Below are 22011 nucleotides of genomic sequence, written 5' to 3' on the forward strand. Positions count from 1 at the left end.
CAGAACAAATCACCCTCACCTAGCCTCTCCCGGAATACCGGGAGAGGGACCGGAGACACCACCTCTCAATGCCCTTCCCGTCCATCCTGTGAATTTCCCCCGCCGGTGGCGTACGATGGGCACGTCGTATGACCGAAGCCATTCCACCCGTCTCCAGCATTGCCACGCCCGGTTCGTGGATTCGCGTGCGCCCGTCGCGCATCGATATCGACCTCATCCAGCACGGCGTGCAAGGGAAGCCCGCGACCATCGGTGACGCCGTCCGTCTCGGTGACCGCATCAGCGGGCTTGATGGGGGGTCGATCATCGCGCCCGTGGATGGTGTGATCGTCGACGGTCGGCCCGGTGGCGTTACGATCGAGGTGTCGCCCGACTACAAGGTGGTGCCCGAGCCGCCGCACCACGACTACCTGGACCAGGACACCGTGGCGGCCAAGCTTTCCGCGGCGCGGGAGGCGGACCGTGGGCAGTGGATCGACCGCATTCGGGCCGCCGGCATCGTCGCCGACCGGCACGGCTGCCCGAATCTGTTCGAGCAGCTGCGGCAGTCGTTGAACCGCCCGATCGACGCGGTCGTCTGCTGCGCGCTGGATTCCGAGTCGTCACTGCCTTATGCGTCAACGCTCGTCGAGCAGTTCGCCGCCGAGATGATGATGGGCGTCGCGCTGCTGGCGAAGCTCACCGGCGCCGCCACCGCGATTGCGGCGGTCGATGAACACCTGAAAACGCTGGCGCTCGCGCCCGCACGACACTGGGCGACGCTTGGCAAAATTCGACTCGATCGGCTGTCGAACCCCTACCCGCAAAGCGACCCCACGCTGCTGCTGTACACGCTGCTGGAACGGCGACTGCGTCCGGGGCGATTGCCGACCGAGGTGGGCGTGATCCTGCTGGACGCGCCGGCGGCCGTCGCGATCGGCGCGCTGCTGTTGGGTGATCGGCCGATGACCGACGTCTTCATCGCGGCCCGCGACGTAATGACACGACAGGTCCGCCGGGCCTACGTACCGGTGGGCACCGACTTAACCACCGCGCTGCTGGCAATGGGCTTCAATCCCACTGGCGCCACCCTGCGATCGGGCGAGCTGCTGCGCGACCTGCGTGTGGACCCGAAGCGGTCCATCGGCTTCGACGAGTTGACGTTCCACATCGCCCCACCCGAACCGCCGCTGAATCCAGACCCCTGCGTCCGCTGTGGTTGGTGCGTCGAGATCTGCCCGCCCCGCATCCACCCCGCCGGCCTGCTGGATGCCGCCCAGCGGACCAATCTAGCGCTCGCCGACCGCCACGGCCTGCACGCCTGCATCGAGTGCGGCCTCTGCACCTACGTTTGCCCCAGCAAACTGCCCATCCTGCGTTCGATCCGGGAACTGAAAAACCTAGCGCGGCGTGAGGCGGGCGAATGACGATGGCGGATTTTGCCTAACCTTTCTATCGTGGATGTGTCTGCCCCAGCGGTGGCCGGGAAAACCCGTATTTGGCGCAGTGCTTGCTACGGGTCGACAGGCTACAATTGAATGTAACGAGTCGCTCCAGGACCAAGCTTGGTGACCAGGGAGGTCAAGATGAAGACGTACAACAAATGGGTTCTCTCGGGTGTCGCGATGATGGCGTCGGTCGCCATGTGCACGCCGTCGGCAATGGCGCAGAACCAACCCGTTGCACCACCGGCCTACAACCTTCCGGACACGCCTGGCTTCCCCCAGACGCTCGCGGGTCAGATTCCGGAAGCGTCGTCCCAGCGGGCGCGGTCCCGCATGGTCCTGCTGCGCACGAAGTCCGACATGGCCGGCACGTTCCGCAAGATGCGGTTCATGTTCGACCGCTCGCCCGAGTTTCGCGCGATTGCCGCTGAGGAACGCACCGCGTACGAAGAGTACGAGTCTGCCCGCCTGGCGGCGCTGGCGAAGCTGGTTGACAACGAAGACTACAAGGCCGTCGTCAAATTGCGCGACGAGCTGGGCGAGCAAATCATTCAACTGCAAAGCGTGAAGGACATCCCGGCGTCGTCGATCGTGCCACTGGCCGAGGAAAAGCTGAACTACGCCCGCACGGCCAGCGCGATGGAGGCGCAGGCGCTGGCGGAAGACCCGGCAGTGCGGCAGGCGCGCGACCAGTTCGTGGCCGCCGGTTCGAAGCTGGCCGACACGAAGCTGGCCTTCGACGATTCGATGCGCTATCACCCGGACATTGAGGCGGCCCGCGTGAAGGTGGAGGACGCCCGCATCGAGAAGGTGGCCGACGCCGCCTACTCGCGTGCGCTGAACCGCGTGACCGCCGCCGCGCTGGACTACGCCTACTTCATCAACCGCAGCAATCGCCCCACCGTGGGCTATCCCGCAAGCTATCCCGGTTACGGCGACGACTACGGGTACAACGATTACTACGGGTACGGGTACCGCCGGTAAGGCGTATTCAGTCATCCGAACGCATACCAGCGTCCGCAACCGCCCACCGCGGTTGCGGACGCTTTGCATTGGCGAAGCGACGGAGCGGAATGTGCGCGCACGTATTGAAGCGCAACACCGTGATCCTGCGAGCGTGTTTATCAGGTCCGGTCCCCTCTCCCGGTACTCCGGGAGAGGCTTAAGGTGAGGGTGATTTCGATACACGGAAATCGCCAGCAGTTCGAAAGGCACCCTCGCCTAGCCTCTCCCGGCGTACCGGGAGAGGGACCGGAGCCAGCTCCGTTGCCTTCAATGACGACCCTCTGAGGTATTCCGTAGAACCTCTCCCCGTATCCGTATTGAGGAAGGAAGAGATCCTTCGGAGTACCTCAGGATGACGAGTCAAAGTGCCGTTGCGCAAGGTCTCAAAGCGGTGATCGGAAAGTTCCACCCGCAGCATGGGCGTAGCTAGCCGGCAATTTGCCGCGCTTCCTCAAGTCATCGTTCCGATGACCGATGATGTTCGTATGAGCGCTGTGCCGTCCGCCGTATTTCCCGCGCCCGACCACGAGAACCGCCGCCGCAGTGTGCGCCGGCCGTACGCGATGGAGGCTTGGATCTCGTCCCCCACCGCGACCGACGAGGCCGAAATTCTCGAGGCGAACGCGGTGAACCTGTCCCGCCATGGCGTGCGGTTCGAGATGAACCAGACCCTGCCGGTCGGGTGCTTCTACCGCATCGAACTGGGCATGGGCGACCAGAAGTTGAACACCGAGATCCGCATCGTCTCGTCCCGCCAGACCGGCACGGGCCGGTTCAGCATCGGCGCGGCGTTCTGCTAGTCAGACTGCGTCTTTGGCTGCTTCGTCGGTGCAAAACGGGCGTGCCATCGCTATGGTGGCACAACCTCCCATGCCCGCCCGCACCACCCAACGATTTCCCTGGTCCCGCTACACCGACCGCCGGCTGCTTGATCTTCGCCTCTGCGACCTCGGTCTGACTTTAGAAGGCAGCGCCGTCGAGCTGTTCGTGGACGCGCTCAGCAGTGAACTACAGCAGAAGGGCCTGACCTTTCAGCCGCACGCGTGGCTGAGCAACGAGTGGTTCACGCCCGACCACGTGCCGGGCATCGCGATCCCGTTCTACCTCGCCCACCCGCGGCTCATCGAACTCGAACGCAGCCAGATGCTGGAGGTGGAAGGTGGCACGCGCGACTGGTGCATGCGCATCCTGCGTCACGAGGCGGGCCACGCGATCGACAACGCGTTTGTCTTGAATCGCCGCACGGGCTACCGGCGACTGTTCGGTGACTACGGGGACCCGTACCCGGAGTCCTATCGCCCCAAGCCGTACTCGAAGCAGTTCGTGGTTCACCTCGACATGTGGTACGCGCAAGCGCACCCCGCCGAGGATTTCGCCGAGACGTTCGCCGTCTGGCTGAACCCGCGTTCGCACTGGCTGCAGCACTACGAGAAGTGGCCCGCGATCAAGAAGTTGTACTACGTCGACGCACTGATGACCCGCATCGGACCGCTGAAGCCGACGGTGCGCTCGCGCCGCCGCACGCATCCCCTGCACACGCTGCGCATGACGCTCGGCGAACACTATGCCGCCAAGCGCGCCCACTACTGCCGCGACCATCCTCGCTTCTACGATCGCGACTTGCGCCGGCTGTTCTCCGACGACCCGCAGTTCGCGCGCAATCGAACCGCGGCCGCGTTCCTGGAATCGATTCGCGCCGAGGCGCGCATGATGATTTCCCGCTGGACCGGCGAATCGCAGTGCACGATTGACCGCACGATCGCCGATATGATTGATCGGGTGGCTATCATGAAGCTGCGTCTGGCCAAGCCCGCCAGCGGCGCGAAGGTCGACGTGATGATGATGCTGGCCGTTCAGACCATGAACTTCCTGAACGACGGCCGCCATCGTGTAGTGCTTTAGTAGAGAATCCGACGTGCGATGGAAGCCGTTGTATGCCACTCTTAGGCGAATGCCTTGATCGAAGAGAGAAGCACACCGAGTCGCATCCCTACAATCGAGCGACGAGCGCGATTCTTGAGTGTTCATGCGTGCTCATCTGTGGCACAATGTCCTGCGAATGTTTCGGAAGCCCAAACGAATGCGAAAGTTACGCGTGCTGGTCATGATGGATGAGCTGCTCGTCCCACCGGACTCGGTGGAGGGATTGAGCGTCGCCACGACCACGCGGTTCCGCACGGAATACGATGTATTGTCGACGTTGCGCGCCATGGGCCACATCGCCGAACCGTGCGGCGTGAAGAGCGACCTTGGCGTAATTGTGCCGGCAATCGAAGAGTTCCAACCGCACGTCTGCTTCAACCTCATTGAAGATTTCGACGGCGTCGCCACGCACGATCAGCATGTCGTTTCGTACCTCGAACTTCTCAAGCAACCCTACACCGGCTGCAACCCACGCGGGCTGACCATCGCGCGCGACAAGGCGATCGCCAAGAAGATCCTGGCCTATCACGGCATCAACGTGCCGCAGTTCCAGGTGTTCCACCAGGGCCGCGCCATTCGGCCGGTGGAGGACATGATCTTCCCCGCGATCGTGAAGTCGCTGACCGAGGAAGGCTCGACCGGCATCTCGCAGGCGTCGATCGTGAACTCGCACGACGAGATGGCCGAGCGCGTCACGTTCATCCACGAGAAGCTCAACACCGCCGCCATCGTCGAGCAGTACATCGATGGCCGCGAGCTGTACGTGGGCGTCATCGGCAACGCAAAGGTGACCGCCCTGCCGATCTGGGAACTGAACCTCGCCAACCTGCCCGACGACTCGGCCCGCATCGCGACGTCGAAGGTAAAGTGGGACGTGGCTTACCAAGAACGCTACGACATTCACAGCGGACTCGCCAAGGACCTGTCGGCGGAACAGGAAGATGCCATCGTTGACGACTGCAAGCACATTTACCGCCTGCTTGGCCTCAGCGGTTACGCCCGGCTCGACCTTCGGCTGACCGCCGACGGGCAGGTTTACTTCCTGGAAGCCAACCCCAACCCGCAGATCGCGTGCGGCGAAGATTTCGCGGACTCGGCCCAGCAGGCGGGCCTGTCGTACGAGCTGCTGCTGCACAAGATCATCACACTCGGCATGAGTTATCACCCGATGCAGTTGGCCGCGTGATTTTCCCGTTCATCTGCTAACCACGGCGGCATCGCTGGTCGATGTGTTGAACATCAGCCAGGAGATGTATGTCCGTACCAACCACCGCCACCAACGTCCGAGAATCCCGCCGCGCCGTTCGTAGCCCGCGCGTGCGCGACATCGTCATCTACCCCGACGCGCGCCCATCGACCGGCGGCTACAGCGCGCAGCTACAGGACGTCAGCACGTTCGGCCTTGGCTTCGTGCAAAGCCGGCCGATGACGATCGGTACGGAGTTCGTGCTACGGCTGGAACTGGAAGACGACCAGACCATGCCCCTGCTGTTCCGCGTCGCCTATTGTCGGCCTGAGGCCGCCAACCAGTTCCGCATCGGCGCGCAGCTGCTGCGCGTGATCAACGGCAACGAATCGATCGACATCAACGCCGACCAAGGCGTGGAGTTCGGCGAAGCCATGGTCGACATGATGGTCGGCCAACCTCTCGGCATGATCGGCCGTGCCGCCGACGTGGAGGCGGATGACCTGTCGTGGGCGATCCTCGTCGATAGCGAGGAATGCGCCGAGCTGCTTGCGATCAGCGAACGCAAGGAAGCCGAACGCAGCCGCCTGACGATTGCGGCGTAGAGACGAAATACTCAACTATTCGCAAGGGCAGGCCTCCGTGCCTGCCCTTTTTCGATTGCAAGCATTAGAACGCAAGATAGCAGGCACGAAGGCCTGCCTCTACGTCGATCCGCGCGCTGAATGGCCGTCATTCGCACTTTCCCCGTTCCCACCCTCTGGCGGCACCCTTAGGATGAGTTCGTCAACTAGAGGAGCACCGAATGGCCGAAGAGAATCGTCCCGCGTCGCCGCAGCAGGCCCCCGATCCCACGAACAACTACGAGCGGTCGCACCCGGAGAACGAGGCCGGTCAAGGTCGGCTGACGAACAACAACGCCACGCCCGAGCAGCAGCCCTCTGGCACGAAGGCGGCCGTCCCAAACGCCCACCCCGCCGGCCGGCAGATCAACGCCCACGAGACCGATCAACCCGAACAGGAACCGCTGCCCAACCAGCCCGACCACAGCATGAAGGACGAGGAACCGCTGGGCTGGGACCAAGCCCCCGCCGACATTAAAGACCCCCGTCAGCAACGCCATCCTCGCACCGAAGGCAAGGGAGGGATGGAGTAGCGCGATACTCGACACTGTCTGTCGGATCAAATTCGGTGGCCAAAATGCTCGACTTGTCATCGCGAGCGAAGCCTAAAGGCTGGCTGACATAACCCTGTTGCCTCGCGCGCTTGTCCTCCCGAAGGGAGCCTAAGGCGACCTGAGGGATCTCAAGCCACGGACGGCTCTCGGCCATGGGAGATCCCTCCGATCGCCAAGGCTCAAGGCTCCCATCGGGATGACACTCTCGACCTCTGGCTACATACCCAGAACGCGAACGGCCGTTCGGCCACCACGTCCAATAATCAAGCCGCTGCCCCCTCTTGGCCGATGATCGATTCGTGCCCAAGAACAAAACACTGGTTGAACTGTTGAGCGCTCGCACGGCCGCCCGTTTTGCGGGCAAGACTGTCGTGCATTGCCACGGCTGCTTCGACATCGTTCACCCCGGGCACATCAAGCACCTGCAGTACGCGAAAAGCCTCGGCGACGTGCTGGTCGTGTCGATCAGTGCCGACTCCCACGTCAACAAGGGCGTCGCCCGGCCGCTCATTCCCGACGACCTCCGGGCCGCCAGCGTCGCCGCGTTGGAATGTGTCGACCTCGTCTACATCAACCCCGAACCCACCGCCGTCGGGCTGCTGGAACAGCTTCAGCCGGACGTGTACGTGAAGGGGAAGGAGTACGAGACGAACAGCGACCCCCGCTTCCTGCGCGAGCGCGACACCGTCACCGGGCACGGCGGGCGCGTCGTCTTCTCCAGTGGCGACGTCGTCTACTCATCCACCGCCCTCATCGGCACGCTCGGCGGCGCCGAAGTGTTCAACGACGAGAAGATCCTGCGCCTGCGCGACCGCTACGAGCTTGGCGACGCCAACCTGCACAACCTCGTCCAGCGGTTCCGCGGGCAGAAGGTCGTGGTGATCGGCGACTACATCCTCGACCGCTACCACTTCTGCGACGCCACCGGCATCGCCAGCGAAGGTCCGATGATGACGCTGCGGGCGCTTCAGCAGAAGGACTACGACGGCGGCGCCGCCGTCATCGCGCTGCATTTGGCCGGGCTGGGCGCCAACCCCACGCTCATCACCGCCATGGCCGACGATGAAACCTCGCGGCAGATCGGATTGCGGCTGGCCGGTGAAGGGGTCGACGTGCGCAGCCTGAACGTGCGTAAGTCGATCGTTGCCAAGCACCGCTTCCTGGTCGAGGCCCAGAAGATGTTCAAGGTAGACGACGGCGGACCGTCGCCGTTGGATTCGGTGAATGAGGCGGCGCTGGCCGAGACGATCCTGTCCGCCGCCGAGGGCGCCGCCGCCGTCATCTTCGCCGACTTCGGTTACGGCCTGATCTCTGCGGGCCTGCTCGATCGCGTGCTGGAAACGCTACGGGCGACGGTGCGCACGATCGCCGCCGACGTCAGCGGGAAACAGACGAACCTGCTGAAGTTCCGCGACGTCGACCTCGTCTGCCCCACCGAGCGCGAGGTGCGCGAGACGCTCCAAGACTTCACTAGCGGGCTCGGCGCCGTCGTCTGGAATCTGATGAACAGCACGGGCGTACGGCAGGCGCTCATCACCATGGGCAAACAGGGGCTAGTCACCTTCGACCACCCCGACAGTGACAACGTCGCCGTCGACGCCCGCCTGCGCAGCGAGTACGTTCCCGCGTTGGCCGCCCATACCGTCGACCCCCTTGGCTGCGGCGACGCCCTGCTCGCCACCGCCACCCTCACCCTCGCCGTCGGCGGCAGTTTACAGGCCGCGGCGCTACTGGGTTCCGTCGCCGCGGCGATTGAAGTGGGATCGATCGGTAATCGGCCGATCGATGCCGAAGCGTTGCTCGGTCGCCTGTCGCACCGCGCGCAGCACAGCGAAGCGGCTTAAGCTTCGCCGACAGGTCCCTACGCGCCCCCTACGCGCCTCCTCCCGAACGTGTGTCATCCCGAAGGGAGCGGTAGCGACCTGCGGGATCTCGGCTTGTTAAGCGACCCTCGTCGGTGAGAGATCCCTCGAGTCGCTACCGCTCCGCTCGGGATGACAACTTCGCAGCCATTGCACTTCATCACCCGCTCACGGTCACCCGCTTAGCGCCAAAAGGAAAAGGCGTGCTGCGCAACCGCGCAACACGCCTCTTTATTTTTCACTGCCCGCTTCCGCGTCCAGCTTACTTGCGCGGCTGGCCGGGCTGCGTCGGCAGTTCGCCGAACTGCTGCTCGTAGCGCTTCACGAGTTGGCCGAGCGACATCGCCAGGCGCTTCGTGTTGGCGTAGCTCATGATCACGCGCTCGTTCACCTTGAACAGCAGCGACTGACCACCGCCGGCCGGGTTGGGGTTGGGCATGTTGAAGCCCAGGTCCAGCACCACTTCTTCCGCCGTCGTGTGGATACGGTAGGCGTTGGCGAACACGGTGCGCAGGTCGCGCTCGTCGAGGTTCACCTGAATGTTCTGGGCGTCGGGGGTGCCGCCAGCGTTCGTCGTCGTTTCTTCAGCCATTGCGAATTCCTTTCGTTAGGGGGAGGGCGCATTGTGCGGAAAACGATTCATTTGTCCATCGCGCGCCGGACTTGTGGTAAAGTCGAGTTCGGCACTTCAACGGACGGAAAGGACGCACCGTGGATTCACCGCACGCTCGGCCGCATTCTGAATTACCCATTACCCAGCAGGACCCCTCAATCCGCCACAACGCGCGCCTGGGGCTGGCGCTGTTCTTCCTGTACCTGGCGTTCTACGCGCTGTTCGTCTACCTGGTCGCGTTCCAGCTCGACCTGATGAAGCAGACGCTGGCCGGCGTGAACTACGCGATCGTCTACGGCATGGCCCTCATCATCGCCGCCATCGTGTTGGCGGTGGTTTACGTGATGCTCTGCAAAACGCCGACGGACGAATCGGCTGGATGATCCGCAGCCCATTTTTTGTCGAACCGTCCACCGCACTCCCGGCCTGTTCGCCTAAGCGACAACGCCCGCGCGACCCTCAAACGCACCGAGCCTCACTCCCATCATGACCTACGAAACCTCCCCCATCGCGATCGGCGTGTTCGTCGGCTTCGTCGTGTTCGTGCTGACCTTGAGCTTCTGGCTCGGCCGCAAGGCCACCAGCGCCAAGGGCTACTACGCCGCGCACGGCACCATTCCCTGGTTCGTCAACGGCGTGGCGTTCGCCGGCGACTACCTCAGCGCCGCGTCGTTCCTCGGCATCTGCGGCATGATCGCGTTCTACGGGTTCGATGGCTTCCTGTACTCCATCGGCTTCCTCGCCGGCTGGGTGGTGGCGCTGTTCGTGATCGCCGAGCCAATCAAGCGGCTGGGCAAGTTCACCTTCGCCGACGCGCTCGACAGCCGCTTCAACAGCCGCGGCATCAAGCTATCGGCCGCCATCAGCACGCTGGTGGTCAGCATCTTTTACCTTATCCCGCAGATGGTGGGCGCCGGGGCGCTCATCACGCCGCTGCTGGGTTTCAGCCACGTCGTGGGCGTGCTGATGGTGGGCACGGTGGTCACGCTGATCGTGGTGACGGCCGGCATGGTCAGCACGACGTGGGTGCAGTTCATCAAGGGTTCGATGCTCGTCGTGTTCTGCCTGATGCTGACGGTGATGATCCTCGGCCGTGGGTTCCTGCGATCGCCCGCACCCACCGCCGGCGCCACCCCCGCCGCGGCCAGCACGATGGAAAGCACCGGCCCGCTCGGCCCGGTCGCCTACATTCGCGAACTGAATCAGTCCACCATTGCTGTGAATTCAACGACCGTGAACCCGGCCGGAACGAGCAACGAGGACCGCTACGAGAAGAAGCTCATCAATGGCAGCGACATGCTCACGCCCGGTGGCTCGCCCACGTTCAAGGGCATTCGCAGCGAGAACCTCGCCGACAAGCTCGATTTCATCTCGCTGATGATGGCCCTGTTCGCCGGCACCGCCAGCCTGCCGCACATCCTCATTCGCTACTACACCGTGAAGGACGCCGCCGCCGCGCGCAAGAGCACCGTGGTGGGCATCATCAGCATCGGCTTCTTTTACGTGCTGACGCTCTACATCGGCTTGGGCGCGCTCACCAGCGGCGCGCTCGATCCCTCCAACAGCAACATGGCAGCCCCGCTGCTCGCCAAAACGTTCGGCAAACTGCCGTTCGCGATCATCAGCGCCATCGCGTTCACCACCGTGCTGGGCACGGTCAGCGGGTTGATCATTGCTGCCAGTGGCGCGGTGGCGCACGATTTGATGACCAACTTCCTGAAGATGGACCTGTCCGACCACGGCAAGGTGCGGGCGGGCAAGATCGCGTCGGTCGTCGTCGGCGTGATCGCGATGATCCTCGGCATCGTCTTCCAGAAGATGAACGTCGGCTTCCTGGTCGGCTGGGCCTTCAACGTCGCCGCCAGCGCCAACCTGCCGGCGTTGATCATGCTGCTGTTCTGGGGCCGCACGACCAAGCAGGGCATCTCCGCCGGCATCGTCGTCGGCCTCGCCAGTTCGCTCCTCTGGCTGCTGCTGTCCGGCCCCGCGTACAAAGACGTCTACGGCTGGAACCCCGCCGACGCCCCAATGCCCTTCAGCCAACCGGGCCTCGTCACCATCCCGCTGGGCTTCATCACGCTGATCGCCGTCTCCCTTATCACCCAACCCAAGGCTGCCCCCACCACCCGCTAGTCCCTCTCGGCGCGGCGACAATCGTGTCGCCGCGCTCCCTCTTCTGTAGGACAGGCATTCCTGCCTGTCTCTCCCCCCGTCTTATCTCCCCCCGTATTTCTGTCTGCTTCTCTTCTGTGGCACAGGCATTCTTGCCTGTGTCTCTTCTGCCTCTGGCATTGGGTGGGACGAACATTCTTGTCTGTCTCTCTGCGCTTGCCACAATCGGAACAGGGAGCCACGAAGGCGCGGAGACACGAAGGAAGCCACGAAGAAAACGAACGGCGTTGCGCCAAATCAACCTGACTCGCGCAGCGCCAACGTAGAAATGGATAGCGTGTTCTTTGACAACCGAATAGCCGGCACCTGCGACAGCGCAGCCCAGATCCCCATCATCGATGTTGCACAATGGTGCATAATGGTGCACGAATTCCTGGTTTGATTTACCCAGTCCGCCGCCGCGAGCGTGGTCGCCTTCCGTCTTTCCTCTGCCTTCGCGTCCTGCTTCGCGCCTTCGCGACTTCGCGTCTCTTTCCCATCTAAGTAGGCGCAACGGTCACCAATAGAGACAGACAAGAATCTCCGTCCCACCGACGTCCATTACCTCCACATGCTGGAATTCTCACAGCCGATCCGGTACACCATCACAACTTTATATGATCGAATCCGATCATTTAACCAACTCGAAGGAACCCCTCGTGAGCGCATACACCACCCCCGTTTTGACCGGTTCGCCGAAGCTCGGCAAGAAGCAGATCCAACTCGTCGCCAACGGCGACTTACGCCAGTCGGCCAACCAGAAGTGCTGGCCCGAACAGAAGAAGATGGAGGAGGCGCTCGAGCAGGTCGTCAACGAGTTCGGCTACGAGATCGTCCGCATGCACGACTACCGCAAGGACGTCGGTCACGGCTTCATCAGCAGTCAGAAGGAGGGGATGAAGGTCTTCGCGACCGTCGACCCCAACGCGCCGATCATCGTCGCAGAGGCCGTCTGGCAATACTCGCACCACCTGCTGCACGGGTTGATCACCCACCGCGGCCCCATCATCACCGTCGCCAACTGGTCGGGCACCTGGCCGGGCCTGGTGGGCATGTTGAACCTGAACGGTTCGCTGACCAAGGCGGGCGTGAAGTACAGCACGATCTGGTCGGAAGATTTTTCAGACGACTATTTCCGCGACTACCTCAAAACCTGGCTGAAGGAAGGCCACGCCAAGCACAAGACCGCCCACGTCAACAAGTTCAAGAACATCACCGTCGGCGGCGCCGAGAAGAAGCTCGCCGCCTCGCTCGCGCAGCAGCTGAAGCGCGAGAAGGCGATCATGGGCATCTTCGACGAGGGGTGCATGGGCATGTACAACGCCATCATCCCCGACGAACTCCTTCACCCCACCGGCGTCTACAAGGAACGCCTCAGCCAGTCGCACCTGTACTACGAAAGCACCCAGGTCACCGCCGACGAGGCTCGGGCCGTCAAGAAGTGGTATGAGGACAAGGGCCTGAAGTTCGTCACCGGCAAGAACGAGGAGACCGACCTCACCGAGCGGCAGATCCTGCTGCAGGCCAAGATGTACATTGCCGCCGTCCGCATCGCCGACGACTTCGGCTGTCACACGATCGGCATCCAGTACCAACAGGGCCTCAAGGATCTCTTGCCCGCCTCCGACCTCGTCGAAGGCACGCTGAACAACGCCGACCGCCCACCCGTGAAGTCGCGCGACGGCAAGCGCACGCTGTACAACAAGGAACCGCTGCCCCACTTCAACGAGGTCGACGAGTGCGCCGGCCTCGATGGCCTGCTGACCTACCGCCTGCACAAGGCCATGGGCCAGCCCGTCGAGAACACGCTGCACGATCTGCGCTGGGGCGACGTCGACAAGAGCGGCACGGTCGCCGACTACGTCTGGGTCTTCCTGATCAGCGGCAGCGCCCCGCCGGCCCACTTCATCGACGGCTGGAAGGGCGCCAGCAGCGAGCGCCAGCCCGCGATGTACTTCCGTCTGGGCGGCGGCACGCTCAAGGGCATCAGCAAGCCGGGCGAGATCGTCTGGAGCCGCATCTACATCGCCGACGGCAAGCTGAAGATGGACCTCGGCCGCGCCGGCGTCGTCACCCTGCCGCAAGCCGAAACCCAGCGCCGCTGGGACGCCACCACCCCGCAATGGCCGATCATGCACGCCGTCACCTACGGCGTCACCCGCGACCAGATGATGGCCCGCCACCAGGCCAACCACATCCAGGTCGCCTACGCCAACACCGCCGAAGACGCCGACAAAGCCATGCTCGCCAAGGCCGCTTTAGCCGCCGAACTGGGCATGGAGGTCGCCATCTGCGGCACGCGGAAGAACGGCAAGGGATGGAAGTAGGGAAGTGTGGGTTGTGGATTGCGGACTGCGGACTGCGGACTGCGGACTGCGGACTGAAAAATGAAACCTAACTAACCACGCCCACCCAAGGGGCGGACCTCCGGGTCCGCCCTTTCGCATTTCGCCTCCTGCCCCTCTCCCGGTACCCCGGGGGAGGCTGGGAGGGGGCGCCCGGCCAAGTGCCACGGCACGGTCCCCCAAGCCGTGCCGTCCGTTCGCAGGGAAGCGCACGGCACGGGGAAGTATCGTACCGCATGCGCCTTGGTGCGGTGGGTTCACCGCGGAATGCGGGCGATCACTTTGATCTCGAAATCGAAACCCGCCAGCCAGGTCACGCCCACCGCCGTCCAGTTCGGGTAAGGCGCTTCGGGGAAGACCTCGCTCTTGACCGCCATGAACATGCCGAACTGCTTCTCCGGATCGGTGTGAAACGTCGTCACGTCCACGATGTCGTCCAACCCGCACCCGGCCGCCCGCAGCGTGGCTTCCAGGTTGGCGAACGCCAGGCGAACCTGCGCCGCGTAGTCCGGCTCGGGCGAGCCGTCCCCGCGGCTGCCGACCTGCCCGGCAACGAACAACAGATCGCCGGACCGGATCGCTGCGGAATACGCGTACGTCGCGTAAAGGTCTTGCCGACCCGCCGGGAAGACCGCGTCACGCTTGGCCATATAAATCCTCCAACTGTAATTCGCCGCACCGCGACCCGACGAACCCACACCGGTCGCATCGCGCCCCACGACGCGACACACATGATAGGCAGCCCGTAGGGTCCGCTGGTACGCCTGCGGACCATTCCCTCGGCCAGCCAAAGCGGTCCGCAGGCGTACCAGCGGACCCTACAACACTTGCCCGCGATGGACGCAACCGTCCATCGCGGGCAAGCCTGCGTATTGGATCAGGCCGTCGGACGCCATCATCGGCCGCCGGCGGATGGGTCGACGGTGAAGCCGTAGCGGCCCGAGCCGACGCGGTAACGGACGCGATCCCCCTCCACGCCGACCAGCGACACGCCCGGCGCCAACGACGCAGGGCGGTGGTCGCCCTCGCTCACGTGGCCGTCGGCGTCGGCGGGAACGAGCACGTCGGCTGTCGTGTTGGGCGGCACGGTCACGTCGAGCCGCAGCACGCCTGGGCCGCGGTGCCACGACGACTCGGCGGGGCCGTGGGGCGTCTCGAGCGTGGCGCGGGCGCGGGTGAGGTCGCCGACGGGGTGGGGCTCGACCTCGATCGCCCTGAAGCCGGGCGCTGCGGGCCGCAGGCCGGCGAGGTGGGAGAAGAACCACTCGTCGATCGAGCCGAACATGTGATGGTTGCGCGAGCGGTTGCCGTCGCGCTCCCACACCTCGAACAGCGCGGTCGCGCCGCCGTGCTCGATCCAGTGGCCCCAGCTCGGGTAGTCGGTCGCGGTCGCGATCTTGAACGCGGCGTCGCCCGCGCCGGCGTCGGTCAGCAGCGGGCAAAGGTAGCGCGTGCCGTGGATGCCGGTTTGCAGGCGGTCGACGTGGGCGATCAGGCCCGCGTTCACGTCGCCAGCCCGGCCGGCGGGCACGAGGCCGAAGGCGAGCGGGAGCAGGTTGGCGGTCTGGTAGTACGCGTCGTCGCCGGGCACGCGGTAGAGGCCGCGGGCGGCGTCGAAGAAGCGGGCGTTGAAGTCGGTGGCGACCCGCGCGGCCTCGGCGGCGTAGTGGGCGGCGTCACCGTCGCGGCCGAACCGGCGGGCGACGTCGGCCATCAGCCACACGACGCGGCAGGCGTAGGCGGTGCCGCACAAGCCGGGGATCGGCTTCACGCCATCCGGCGCGAGCCAGTCGCCCCAGAAGCTGGCGTTGACGCCCTCGACGAACCGCCCAAGCTCGTAGTCGGTGTGTCGCTTGAGCGCATCGTAGTGCTCGATCAGCGGGCGGTCGTCGCCGGTGAACAGGGCCGCCTCCCAGGGCATCTGCAGCAGCGCGCCCTCCCAGTCGGCCCCCCACCGCGTGAGCGGGTCGCCCGCCTGCCCGCCCTCGCCCTTGGGCGCCTGCGGACCGAGGTGGCCGTCGGCGCGGACCTGTTCGGCCATGTCGCGGAACCACTTGTCGTAAAACGCGGCGACGTCGAAGTTGTAGAGCGTCGTGACGCCCGTCAGCAGCGCGTCGCCGAGCCACGGGGCCTTCTCGTAGACGGGCGTGTCGGTCAGGAAGCCGTGGGCGTTGCTCAGGATCGACTTGCGGGTCAGGTCGTGGATCGTGTTCAGCAGCGGGTTGGAGCAGTCGAACGTGCCGACGCTCCGCAGGTCGTTGTGGACGACACGGGCCTCGACGCTGTCGAGCGTCGGGGTGCCGGGGAAGCCGCGGACCTCGACGAACTGGAAGCCGTGGTAGGTGAAGCGGGGTTCCCACTCCTCCGCGCCGCCGCCCTTGAGGACGTAGGCGTTGGTTTGGAACGACTTGGCCTCGCCGTCGAGGCCGACGGTGTCGCCCGCGAACCAGCGGGTGTCGATGCGGCCGGTGCCGTCGGGGGCGAGTCGCTCGCTGTGCTGCAACTTCACCACGGTGCCGGCGGGACCGGCGACGCGCAGGCGCGTCCAGCCGGCGACGTTGCGGGGGAAGTGGAAGACGTGGACGCCGGGCGCGGGCGAGGTGACGCGCTCGGCGCGGATCGTCTCGACGACGCGCATCGGCGGCATGACCTGCGGCCGCAGCCGCCCACCGGGAGCGTCGACCTCGTCGGCGGCCGACCACGCCGCGTCGTCGAAGCCCGGCGACGCCCAGCCGGGCGTCTCGCGGCGGGCGTCGTAGGTGTCGCCGTAGAAGTGGCAGTCGTCGACGGTCGGGCTCGGGGCGAGCCGCCATTGCCCGTCGGAGACGACCGTCGTGATCGAGCCGTCATCGTGATCGAGCCGCAGGCGGACCAGGGCCTTGGGGAAGCCGTGGGCGGGGCTGCCGTGCCAGCCGTGGAGGAACCAGCCGATGCCGCGCTTGGGGGCGACGCGCGGGCACGCCCCCCAAGCGTGGCCAAGCACGACGCCGACGACGTTGTCGCCCTCGGCCACCGCGTCGGTCACGTCGTAGACGGAGTAGAGGACTGTCTTGTGGTAGAGCGTCGTCGCCGGCTCGAGCACGCGGTCGCCGACCTTCCGGCCGTTCAGATACAGCTCGCCGCACCCGACGGCCGCGACGTAGGCCCGCGCCCGGGCGACGGGACGAGGGACGGTGAACGCCCGCCGCAGTTGCACTGAACCGAACGCCGCGCGGCCGACCCACGCCGCACCGCCCCAGTCGACCGGGTTGGTCAGGCCCATCTCGAAGTGCGCCGGCGCGGCCCAGCCCGACGGCAGGTCGTCACCGTCCCAGACGCGAACCGTCCAAGCGTACCGCTTCGCCGCCGCGAGCGGCGGGCCACCGTAGGCCACGCCGTCGGACGTGCCAGACGCCACCTTGCCCGAGTCCCAGACGTCGGCCTCGCCTCGCGCGAGCGCCGCGGCGTCGGACGCGACGCGGACTTGGTACGCCGTCTGCACGGCCCCGCGTCCGTCGGCCCGCAGCCACCAACTCAGCCGCGGCCGGCCGTCGGGCGGGTCGATCCCGATCGGGTCGACGAGGTGTTCGGTTTTCAGTGAGAACGCCTCCACAATCCTCCCAGGCCGAAGCAGGATGCGTCGTCATCACGGAAGGGAGTTCCGACGGCGACGCGGGCGACTGGCGTGATGGGTTTCATGACACTTCCGTCCGAGCGTTCGCGTTCGCGCTCCCGTAATCCACGCTCGCCAACAATCTTCCGTCGCGAACGAACCCTTCGGGCGCGTACACGATCGTCTCGATCAACCGGCCGCGCCACATCGTTAGTTCACCCGCCCGCGACGGATCTGCCGCGGAGAAGAATAAAGGGGTCGGGAGTCTTTAATGAGAACAAAGACTCCCGACCCCTTATCTTTCGCCGACCCCTTATCTTTCGACCCCTTATCTTTCTCCCACAGGCATTATCTAGAATGGCTTCGCCCATCAGCGGTTTAGAAGAGGCGCTGTCCCAAATCACCACAAGCGATTCTGGTACCCCATTGTAGTCGATGCCGGCGGAGCAGAAAAGGGAGCAGAAAAGGGGGACATCACTGATTAAACTGTGGCGGGTGGCATGGCCTTCGGATGTGGGTGCCATGGCCACGCGGGGGGCCGGTGCCGGAGCGTCGGATGGGTGTCCCGCGTGGCCATGTCGTCGGGCCTTATCGCAGACATGGCCACGCTCGAACCGCCCCGGTGGGTGGACGCGATTCGTCGGCGTGGCCATGGCACCCGCGCGGGTGGCATGGCCTTCGGGTGTGGGTGTCATGGCCACGCGGGGGGCCGGGGCGGGAGCATCTGATGGGCGCTCCGCGTGGCCATGTCGTCGGGCCTTATCGCAGACATGGCCACGCTCGAACCGCCCCGGGGGGATGGACGCGATTCGTCGGCGTGGCCATGGCACCCGCGCCACATCGTCGTTGGCCCGCTCGGTGCCAGGGGTCGCGGGACGCCGGGACCTGTGATTGCGGTAGTGCCGAAAGCACAGGTCTGCGAACACGCCGACCCGTGGCACCCGGCATCCAGAAAATCAAAGATGGATGCGAGCAAACAAAGGTCGACGCGGCGGATCAGGGCGGGACGAACCGGATATAGGACGAGCGGTCCGGAGAAGCGCTCCACGTGCCGAATAGGAACCGGGCGCGCCGAACGAGATTCGGACCTGCGGGATAAACGCAGGACGCGGCGGATGAGATCCGGCCGCGTCGTGTAATAGCCGGGCGCGCCGGATGATATTTGGACATGCCGGAAGATATTTGCGGCCGCCGGAAGATATTTGGCCGCGCCGGAAGATATTTGCGCCCGCCGGAAGATATTTGGTCGCGCCGGAAGATATCTGCGCCCGCCGGAAGATATTTGGACGCGCCGGAAGATATCTGCGCCCGCCGGATGATATTTGGCCGCGCCGGAAGATATCTGCGGCCGTCGGAAGATATTTGGTCGCGCCGGATGATATTTGCGCCCGCCGGATGATATTTGGTCGCGCCGGACGATATCTCCGCTCGCCGGAAGATCTTTGGACGCGCCGGAAGATACTCGGACGCGGCGGATAATAACGGGCCGCGCCGGATGAAATACGGAGGTGGCGGATAATAACGGGGCGGGCCGGGTGATCGTTGGGCGCGGCGGGTGAGATTGGAGGGGGCGGGATGATTTTCGCAGCGGTCGGGATCAAGTCGGCGCGGTGGCGGGTCGATAGGACGCGTGGAGCCGGGCGTTTGAGCGGCACGGGGAACGTGGGCGAGCGGCCGCGATAATCGCGGCGAAAAGGCTTTTTATGCAGATGATCTTCAGGTTCCCGCGGCGCGATGGTGATCTGTTGCCGTTTCTACTGCACTTTCATCAGCAGGTCGCGGCGGAGCGCGAGGCGCTAGGGGTATCTGAGGCAGAGGTGGCTGAGTTGGCGGCCCGTGTCGCGCGGTTCGAGGCGGCCCTGCTGAAGTGCGAGCCGGCGGTCCGCAGCAAGGCCGCGGTCATCAACAAGGAAGAGGCCGGCGCGGCGGCCAGGACGTTCGCACATTCTGTGGCGATATCGATCGCCATGCGGAACTATGTTTCAGCACCGCAAAAGCAGGCGCTGAACATCCGGCCGCGCAAGCCGCACACGCGCAGCCACCGCCCCACCGAGCGTCCCGTTGTGACCATCGCGGCTTGCGCGGAGCGCTCGATCGAGCTGCGCCTTGGCGCCGGCCCTTCGACCGTGGCTGGCGCTGCATCGGTGCTCGTCTTCACGTTCGTGGGCAAAAACTATCCCGCCGACGCGTCGCTCTGGCAGTTTTGCAAAGGGCTGCGCCGCCCGCGATGCCGCATCGACTTTCCCGACAATCTGCCGCCCGGCGTGCAGGTGTGGGTGTGCGCGGCCTACTGCTCACGCCGCGGCGAGCGGGGCGAGATGAGCTTGCCGGTGACGACGAACCTGCAGATGGGCGGCGTGGGCCGCGCGACGACGTACCTCTCGGCGGCGTGACGCTGGTCGCGCGGCGATGCCCTACCCGCGACGGGCCGCGTGCGACGGGTCGTGCACGACCCGAGTCTGGTTGATGACGTGGAACATCTTGCATGTCCCCCTCTCCCGCCTGCGCCGGGGGAGGGCTGGGGAGGGGGATTCCGGCAGAAGCCGACGATCGAGTGGCAAGTGCAAACGGCCCCCACCCCCACCCTCCCCCGGCGCAGGCGGGAGAGGGGGCAGACGCGCAATCACAGACTTCGAACGCACCCATTCCCACCTGGTTGACGTAGCTCCCCTTCGATACGAAACAGCGCACTGATGAGCCGCGTTCCACCCGCCTGTTTCCGTTCCGCGATCACAATCGTCAACCGGCTGAAATAATAGCGGCGGCCCGGCGTTTGGCTGAGGTCTCGTTCATTGGGAGAGGTTTCCATGCGCTACCGTCTCATCGCCGCCGCCGCGGTTGTCGTTGTCGTTGTCTTCTCGCTTTCGTTGCTCGTGTTCGCCCAAGAGGCGGCCACGCAGCCGGCGGGTAGCGTGCCGCTGACGATCATCGGTGGTCACGAGCTGAACCCCGAGGACCGGGGCCGGCCGGTGATTTTGATCGCGGCGGCATTGGGCGTACCGGAGCAGGTCTTCCGCGACGTGTTCAAGGGCGTGCGCCCGTCCCGCGACGGGAAGCCCAGCGGCGAGGAGGCACGGGCGAACAAGAAGGTGCTGCTCGACGGGTTGGCGAAGTACGGCGTCACCAATGAGCGGCTCGACGAAGTCTCCAATTACTATCGCTATAAGCCGCAGGACGGTGGCCTGTGGCGGCACGCGCCGGCGGCGGGTTTTGCGACCGTGAAGGATGGCGTGGTGACGTCCGTCACCATCACCGATGCGGGCCGTGGGTATTCGTCGCAGCCGGCGGTGTCGGTCGAGGGCGCGACGACGCCACTGAAGGCGTCGATCGCGTTCGGAAAAGACCTGGCGACGAACGGCTCGGTGCAGGGCGTTGAGATTATCGAGATCACCGAATAGGTGGCGCCTGCGGTCCTCGGGCAAACGCGTCGGCGAGCGCAGGCGTGTAGTGTCGTAGGGTGTGCTTCAGCACACGGCCCTTCCGACGCAACGCTTAGACGTGTGCTGAAGCACACCCTACGAGACCGAGCGCGACCGACGGCACGGGCGGCGGGAGGGTCATCCACTCTTCCGATACGCGGGGCAGTCACTTGTCGTCGGCGATCTCGGTGCGGTCGGGGTCGGCCTTGAGGATCGAGCGCAGCATGAGCGGGTGGCGGTTGATGAAGTCGCGGTAGATGCGGAACGGCTCGGTCCGCTCGTACTCGACTCGCTCGGGGCCCTTCGGGCCCAGCTCGTAGATCCAGGCGCGCGGGTAGGCGAGCAGGATCGGGGAATGCGTGGCGATGATGAACTGCGAGCAGTCGTTGACGTGGTCGTCGAGGATGCGAAGCATCGCCAGCTGGCGCATCGGCGACAGGGCGGACTCGGGCTCGTCGAGCAGGTAAAGGCCCTGCCCGCGGAAGCGCTCGCGGAAGAGCGCGAAGAACGACTCGCCGTGCGACAGCTCGTGCAGCGGGCGATCGCCGTACGCCGTGGCCGCCCCACCGCCGATTTGCTCGACGTAGGACGCGACGTTGTAGAACGTTTCGGCGCGGAGGAAGAAGGTGTCCCACGGCCGCGTCCAGCCGCGCACCGTTACGAGGTGCCGGTACAGTTCCGAATGTGTGGCCCGCGTGGCGAAGTTGTAGTTCTTGTTGCCCCCCTCGGCGTTCAGCCCCAGCGCGACGGCGATCGCCTCGACGAGCGTGGATTTGCCGCTGCCGTTCTCGCCGACGAGGAACGTAACGTTCGGATGGAAGGCAAGGCGGTCGAGCGTGCGGATCGCGGACAGATTGAACGGGTACTCGTCAAACGACGGCACGGTGGCCCGGTTAAGCCGAACCTCACGAAGGAAGTGCGTAGCCGGCAGCTTGGCCATTCTGCGCGAATCATACGCGAAAACGTGACGGGCGTCGTTCGGGCGTATGGCGAGCCGGGTGCGATCGCCCCGTGTTTTCGTGGTGTCGCAACAGCACGGGCGGAGTACCGCCCGTCTCGTCGAGCAACAGCTTCATGCAGCCGACGCACCCTTGGCCGATCGTTCGATCAACGTGCGTGCCTGACCGAGGACGGCCCGCGCTTGGGCGGGTGTGACCGACGGGAACTGCCGCAGGAACTCGTCGAGCGATCGGCCGTGGTCGATGGCGTCGAACAGCGATTTCACCGGGACGCGCGTGCCGGTGAAGCATGGCGTGCCGGCTTGAATGTCGGGGTCGACGGTGAGGGGGGAAACGTCGGACATCGCGGTCAGTA

At 65.1% G+C, this 22011-nt stretch carries 18 protein-coding genes; 13 read left to right on the plus strand and 5 right to left on the minus strand.

Going from position 1 to position 22011, the window contains the following annotated elements:
• Positions 1 to 128 precede the first annotated feature (128 nt).
• The 8 genes from VGN72_07250 to VGN72_07285 all read left to right on the plus strand — a co-directional run bounded on the left by VGN72_07250 (position 129) and on the right by VGN72_07285 (position 8559).
• On the plus strand, positions 129 to 1406 hold the full coding sequence (locus VGN72_07250; GenBank protein HEV7299145.1) for a 4Fe-4S dicluster domain-containing protein: 1278 nt from the start codon (positions 129 to 131) through the stop codon (positions 1404 to 1406).
• Positions 1407 to 1565: 159 nt separating this feature from the next.
• Positions 1566 to 2408, plus strand: coding sequence for a hypothetical protein (locus VGN72_07255; GenBank protein HEV7299146.1), 843 nt, complete (start codon positions 1566 to 1568; stop codon positions 2406 to 2408).
• Between the two features lie 506 nt (positions 2409 to 2914).
• A complete protein-coding gene (locus VGN72_07260) occupies positions 2915 to 3229 on the plus strand; it encodes a PilZ domain-containing protein (GenBank protein ID HEV7299147.1) in 315 nt (104 codons plus the stop codon).
• Between the two features lie 70 nt (positions 3230 to 3299).
• Positions 3300 to 4331 carry a putative zinc-binding metallopeptidase gene (locus tag VGN72_07265; GenBank protein HEV7299148.1) on the plus strand — a complete coding sequence of 344 codons (1032 nt, stop codon included), beginning with the start codon at positions 3300 to 3302 and terminating at the stop codon, positions 4329 to 4331.
• A gap of 178 nt (positions 4332 to 4509) precedes the next feature.
• Positions 4510 to 5538: an ATP-grasp domain-containing protein gene (locus tag VGN72_07270; GenBank protein HEV7299149.1), complete on the plus strand. Its 1029-nt coding sequence runs from the start codon at positions 4510 to 4512 to the stop codon at positions 5536 to 5538.
• Positions 5539 to 5606: 68 nt separating this feature from the next.
• A complete protein-coding gene (locus VGN72_07275) occupies positions 5607 to 6143 on the plus strand; it encodes a hypothetical protein (protein ID HEV7299150.1) in 537 nt (178 codons plus the stop codon).
• Positions 6144 to 6343: 200 nt separating this feature from the next.
• On the plus strand, positions 6344 to 6694 hold the full coding sequence (locus VGN72_07280; protein HEV7299151.1) for a hypothetical protein: 351 nt from the start codon (positions 6344 to 6346) through the stop codon (positions 6692 to 6694).
• A gap of 320 nt (positions 6695 to 7014) precedes the next feature.
• Positions 7015 to 8559 carry a PfkB family carbohydrate kinase gene (locus tag VGN72_07285; GenBank protein ID HEV7299152.1) on the plus strand — a complete coding sequence of 515 codons (1545 nt, stop codon included), beginning with the start codon at positions 7015 to 7017 and terminating at the stop codon, positions 8557 to 8559.
• 280 nt (positions 8560 to 8839) lie between these two features.
• On the opposite strand, the gene VGN72_07290 is transcribed toward VGN72_07285, so the two are convergent.
• Positions 8840 to 9169: a DUF3467 domain-containing protein gene (locus tag VGN72_07290; GenBank protein HEV7299153.1), complete on the minus strand. Its 330-nt coding sequence runs from the start codon at positions 9167 to 9169 to the stop codon at positions 8840 to 8842.
• 119 nt (positions 9170 to 9288) lie between these two features.
• Between VGN72_07290 and VGN72_07295 the strand changes: the two genes are divergently transcribed.
• The 3 genes from VGN72_07295 to VGN72_07305 all read left to right on the plus strand — a co-directional run bounded on the left by VGN72_07295 (position 9289) and on the right by VGN72_07305 (position 13668).
• On the plus strand, positions 9289 to 9573 hold the full coding sequence (locus VGN72_07295; protein HEV7299154.1) for a DUF485 domain-containing protein: 285 nt from the start codon (positions 9289 to 9291) through the stop codon (positions 9571 to 9573).
• Positions 9574 to 9676: 103 nt separating this feature from the next.
• The gene (locus VGN72_07300; GenBank protein ID HEV7299155.1) at positions 9677 to 11323 is read left to right on the plus strand and encodes a cation acetate symporter; all 1647 of its coding nucleotides are present in this window, start codon (positions 9677 to 9679) and stop codon (positions 11321 to 11323) included.
• A 677-nt stretch (positions 11324 to 12000) separates the two neighbouring features.
• Positions 12001 to 13668 (plus strand): hypothetical protein, encoded by a 1668-nt coding sequence (locus tag VGN72_07305; protein HEV7299156.1) that lies wholly within the window; start codon positions 12001 to 12003, stop codon positions 13666 to 13668.
• Between the two features lie 275 nt (positions 13669 to 13943).
• Here VGN72_07305 and VGN72_07310 read toward each other — a convergent pair whose 3' ends face one another.
• Both VGN72_07310 and VGN72_07315 read right to left on the minus strand, forming a co-directional pair.
• The gene (locus tag VGN72_07310) at positions 13944 to 14336 is read right to left on the minus strand and encodes a RidA family protein (protein ID HEV7299157.1); all 393 of its coding nucleotides are present in this window, start codon (positions 14334 to 14336) and stop codon (positions 13944 to 13946) included.
• A gap of 245 nt (positions 14337 to 14581) precedes the next feature.
• On the minus strand, positions 14582 to 17278 hold the full coding sequence (locus tag VGN72_07315; GenBank protein HEV7299158.1) for a family 78 glycoside hydrolase catalytic domain: 2697 nt from the start codon (positions 17276 to 17278) through the stop codon (positions 14582 to 14584).
• Between the two features lie 1703 nt (positions 17279 to 18981).
• On the opposite strand from VGN72_07315, the gene VGN72_07320 reads away from it, so the two are divergent.
• Together VGN72_07320 and VGN72_07325 are read left to right on the plus strand one after the other, a co-directional pair.
• Positions 18982 to 19671 (plus strand): hypothetical protein, encoded by a 690-nt coding sequence (locus VGN72_07320; protein ID HEV7299159.1) that lies wholly within the window; start codon positions 18982 to 18984, stop codon positions 19669 to 19671.
• Positions 19672 to 20085: 414 nt separating this feature from the next.
• On the plus strand, positions 20086 to 20676 hold the full coding sequence (locus tag VGN72_07325) for a hypothetical protein (protein HEV7299160.1): 591 nt from the start codon (positions 20086 to 20088) through the stop codon (positions 20674 to 20676).
• 187 nt (positions 20677 to 20863) lie between these two features.
• On the opposite strand, the gene VGN72_07330 is transcribed toward VGN72_07325, so the two are convergent.
• Both VGN72_07330 and VGN72_07335 read right to left on the minus strand, forming a co-directional pair.
• Positions 20864 to 21637 (minus strand): AAA family ATPase, encoded by a 774-nt coding sequence (locus VGN72_07330; GenBank protein HEV7299161.1) that lies wholly within the window; start codon positions 21635 to 21637, stop codon positions 20864 to 20866.
• Between the two features lie 132 nt (positions 21638 to 21769).
• Entirely contained in the window at positions 21770 to 22000 is a 231-nt protein-coding gene (locus tag VGN72_07335) for a DUF433 domain-containing protein (protein ID HEV7299162.1), read from the minus strand.
• Positions 22001 to 22011 lie beyond the last annotated feature (11 nt).

Source organism: Tepidisphaeraceae bacterium, assembly GCA_035998445.1.
In the GTDB taxonomy this organism is placed as follows: domain Bacteria; phylum Planctomycetota; class Phycisphaerae; order Tepidisphaerales; family Tepidisphaeraceae; genus DASYHQ01.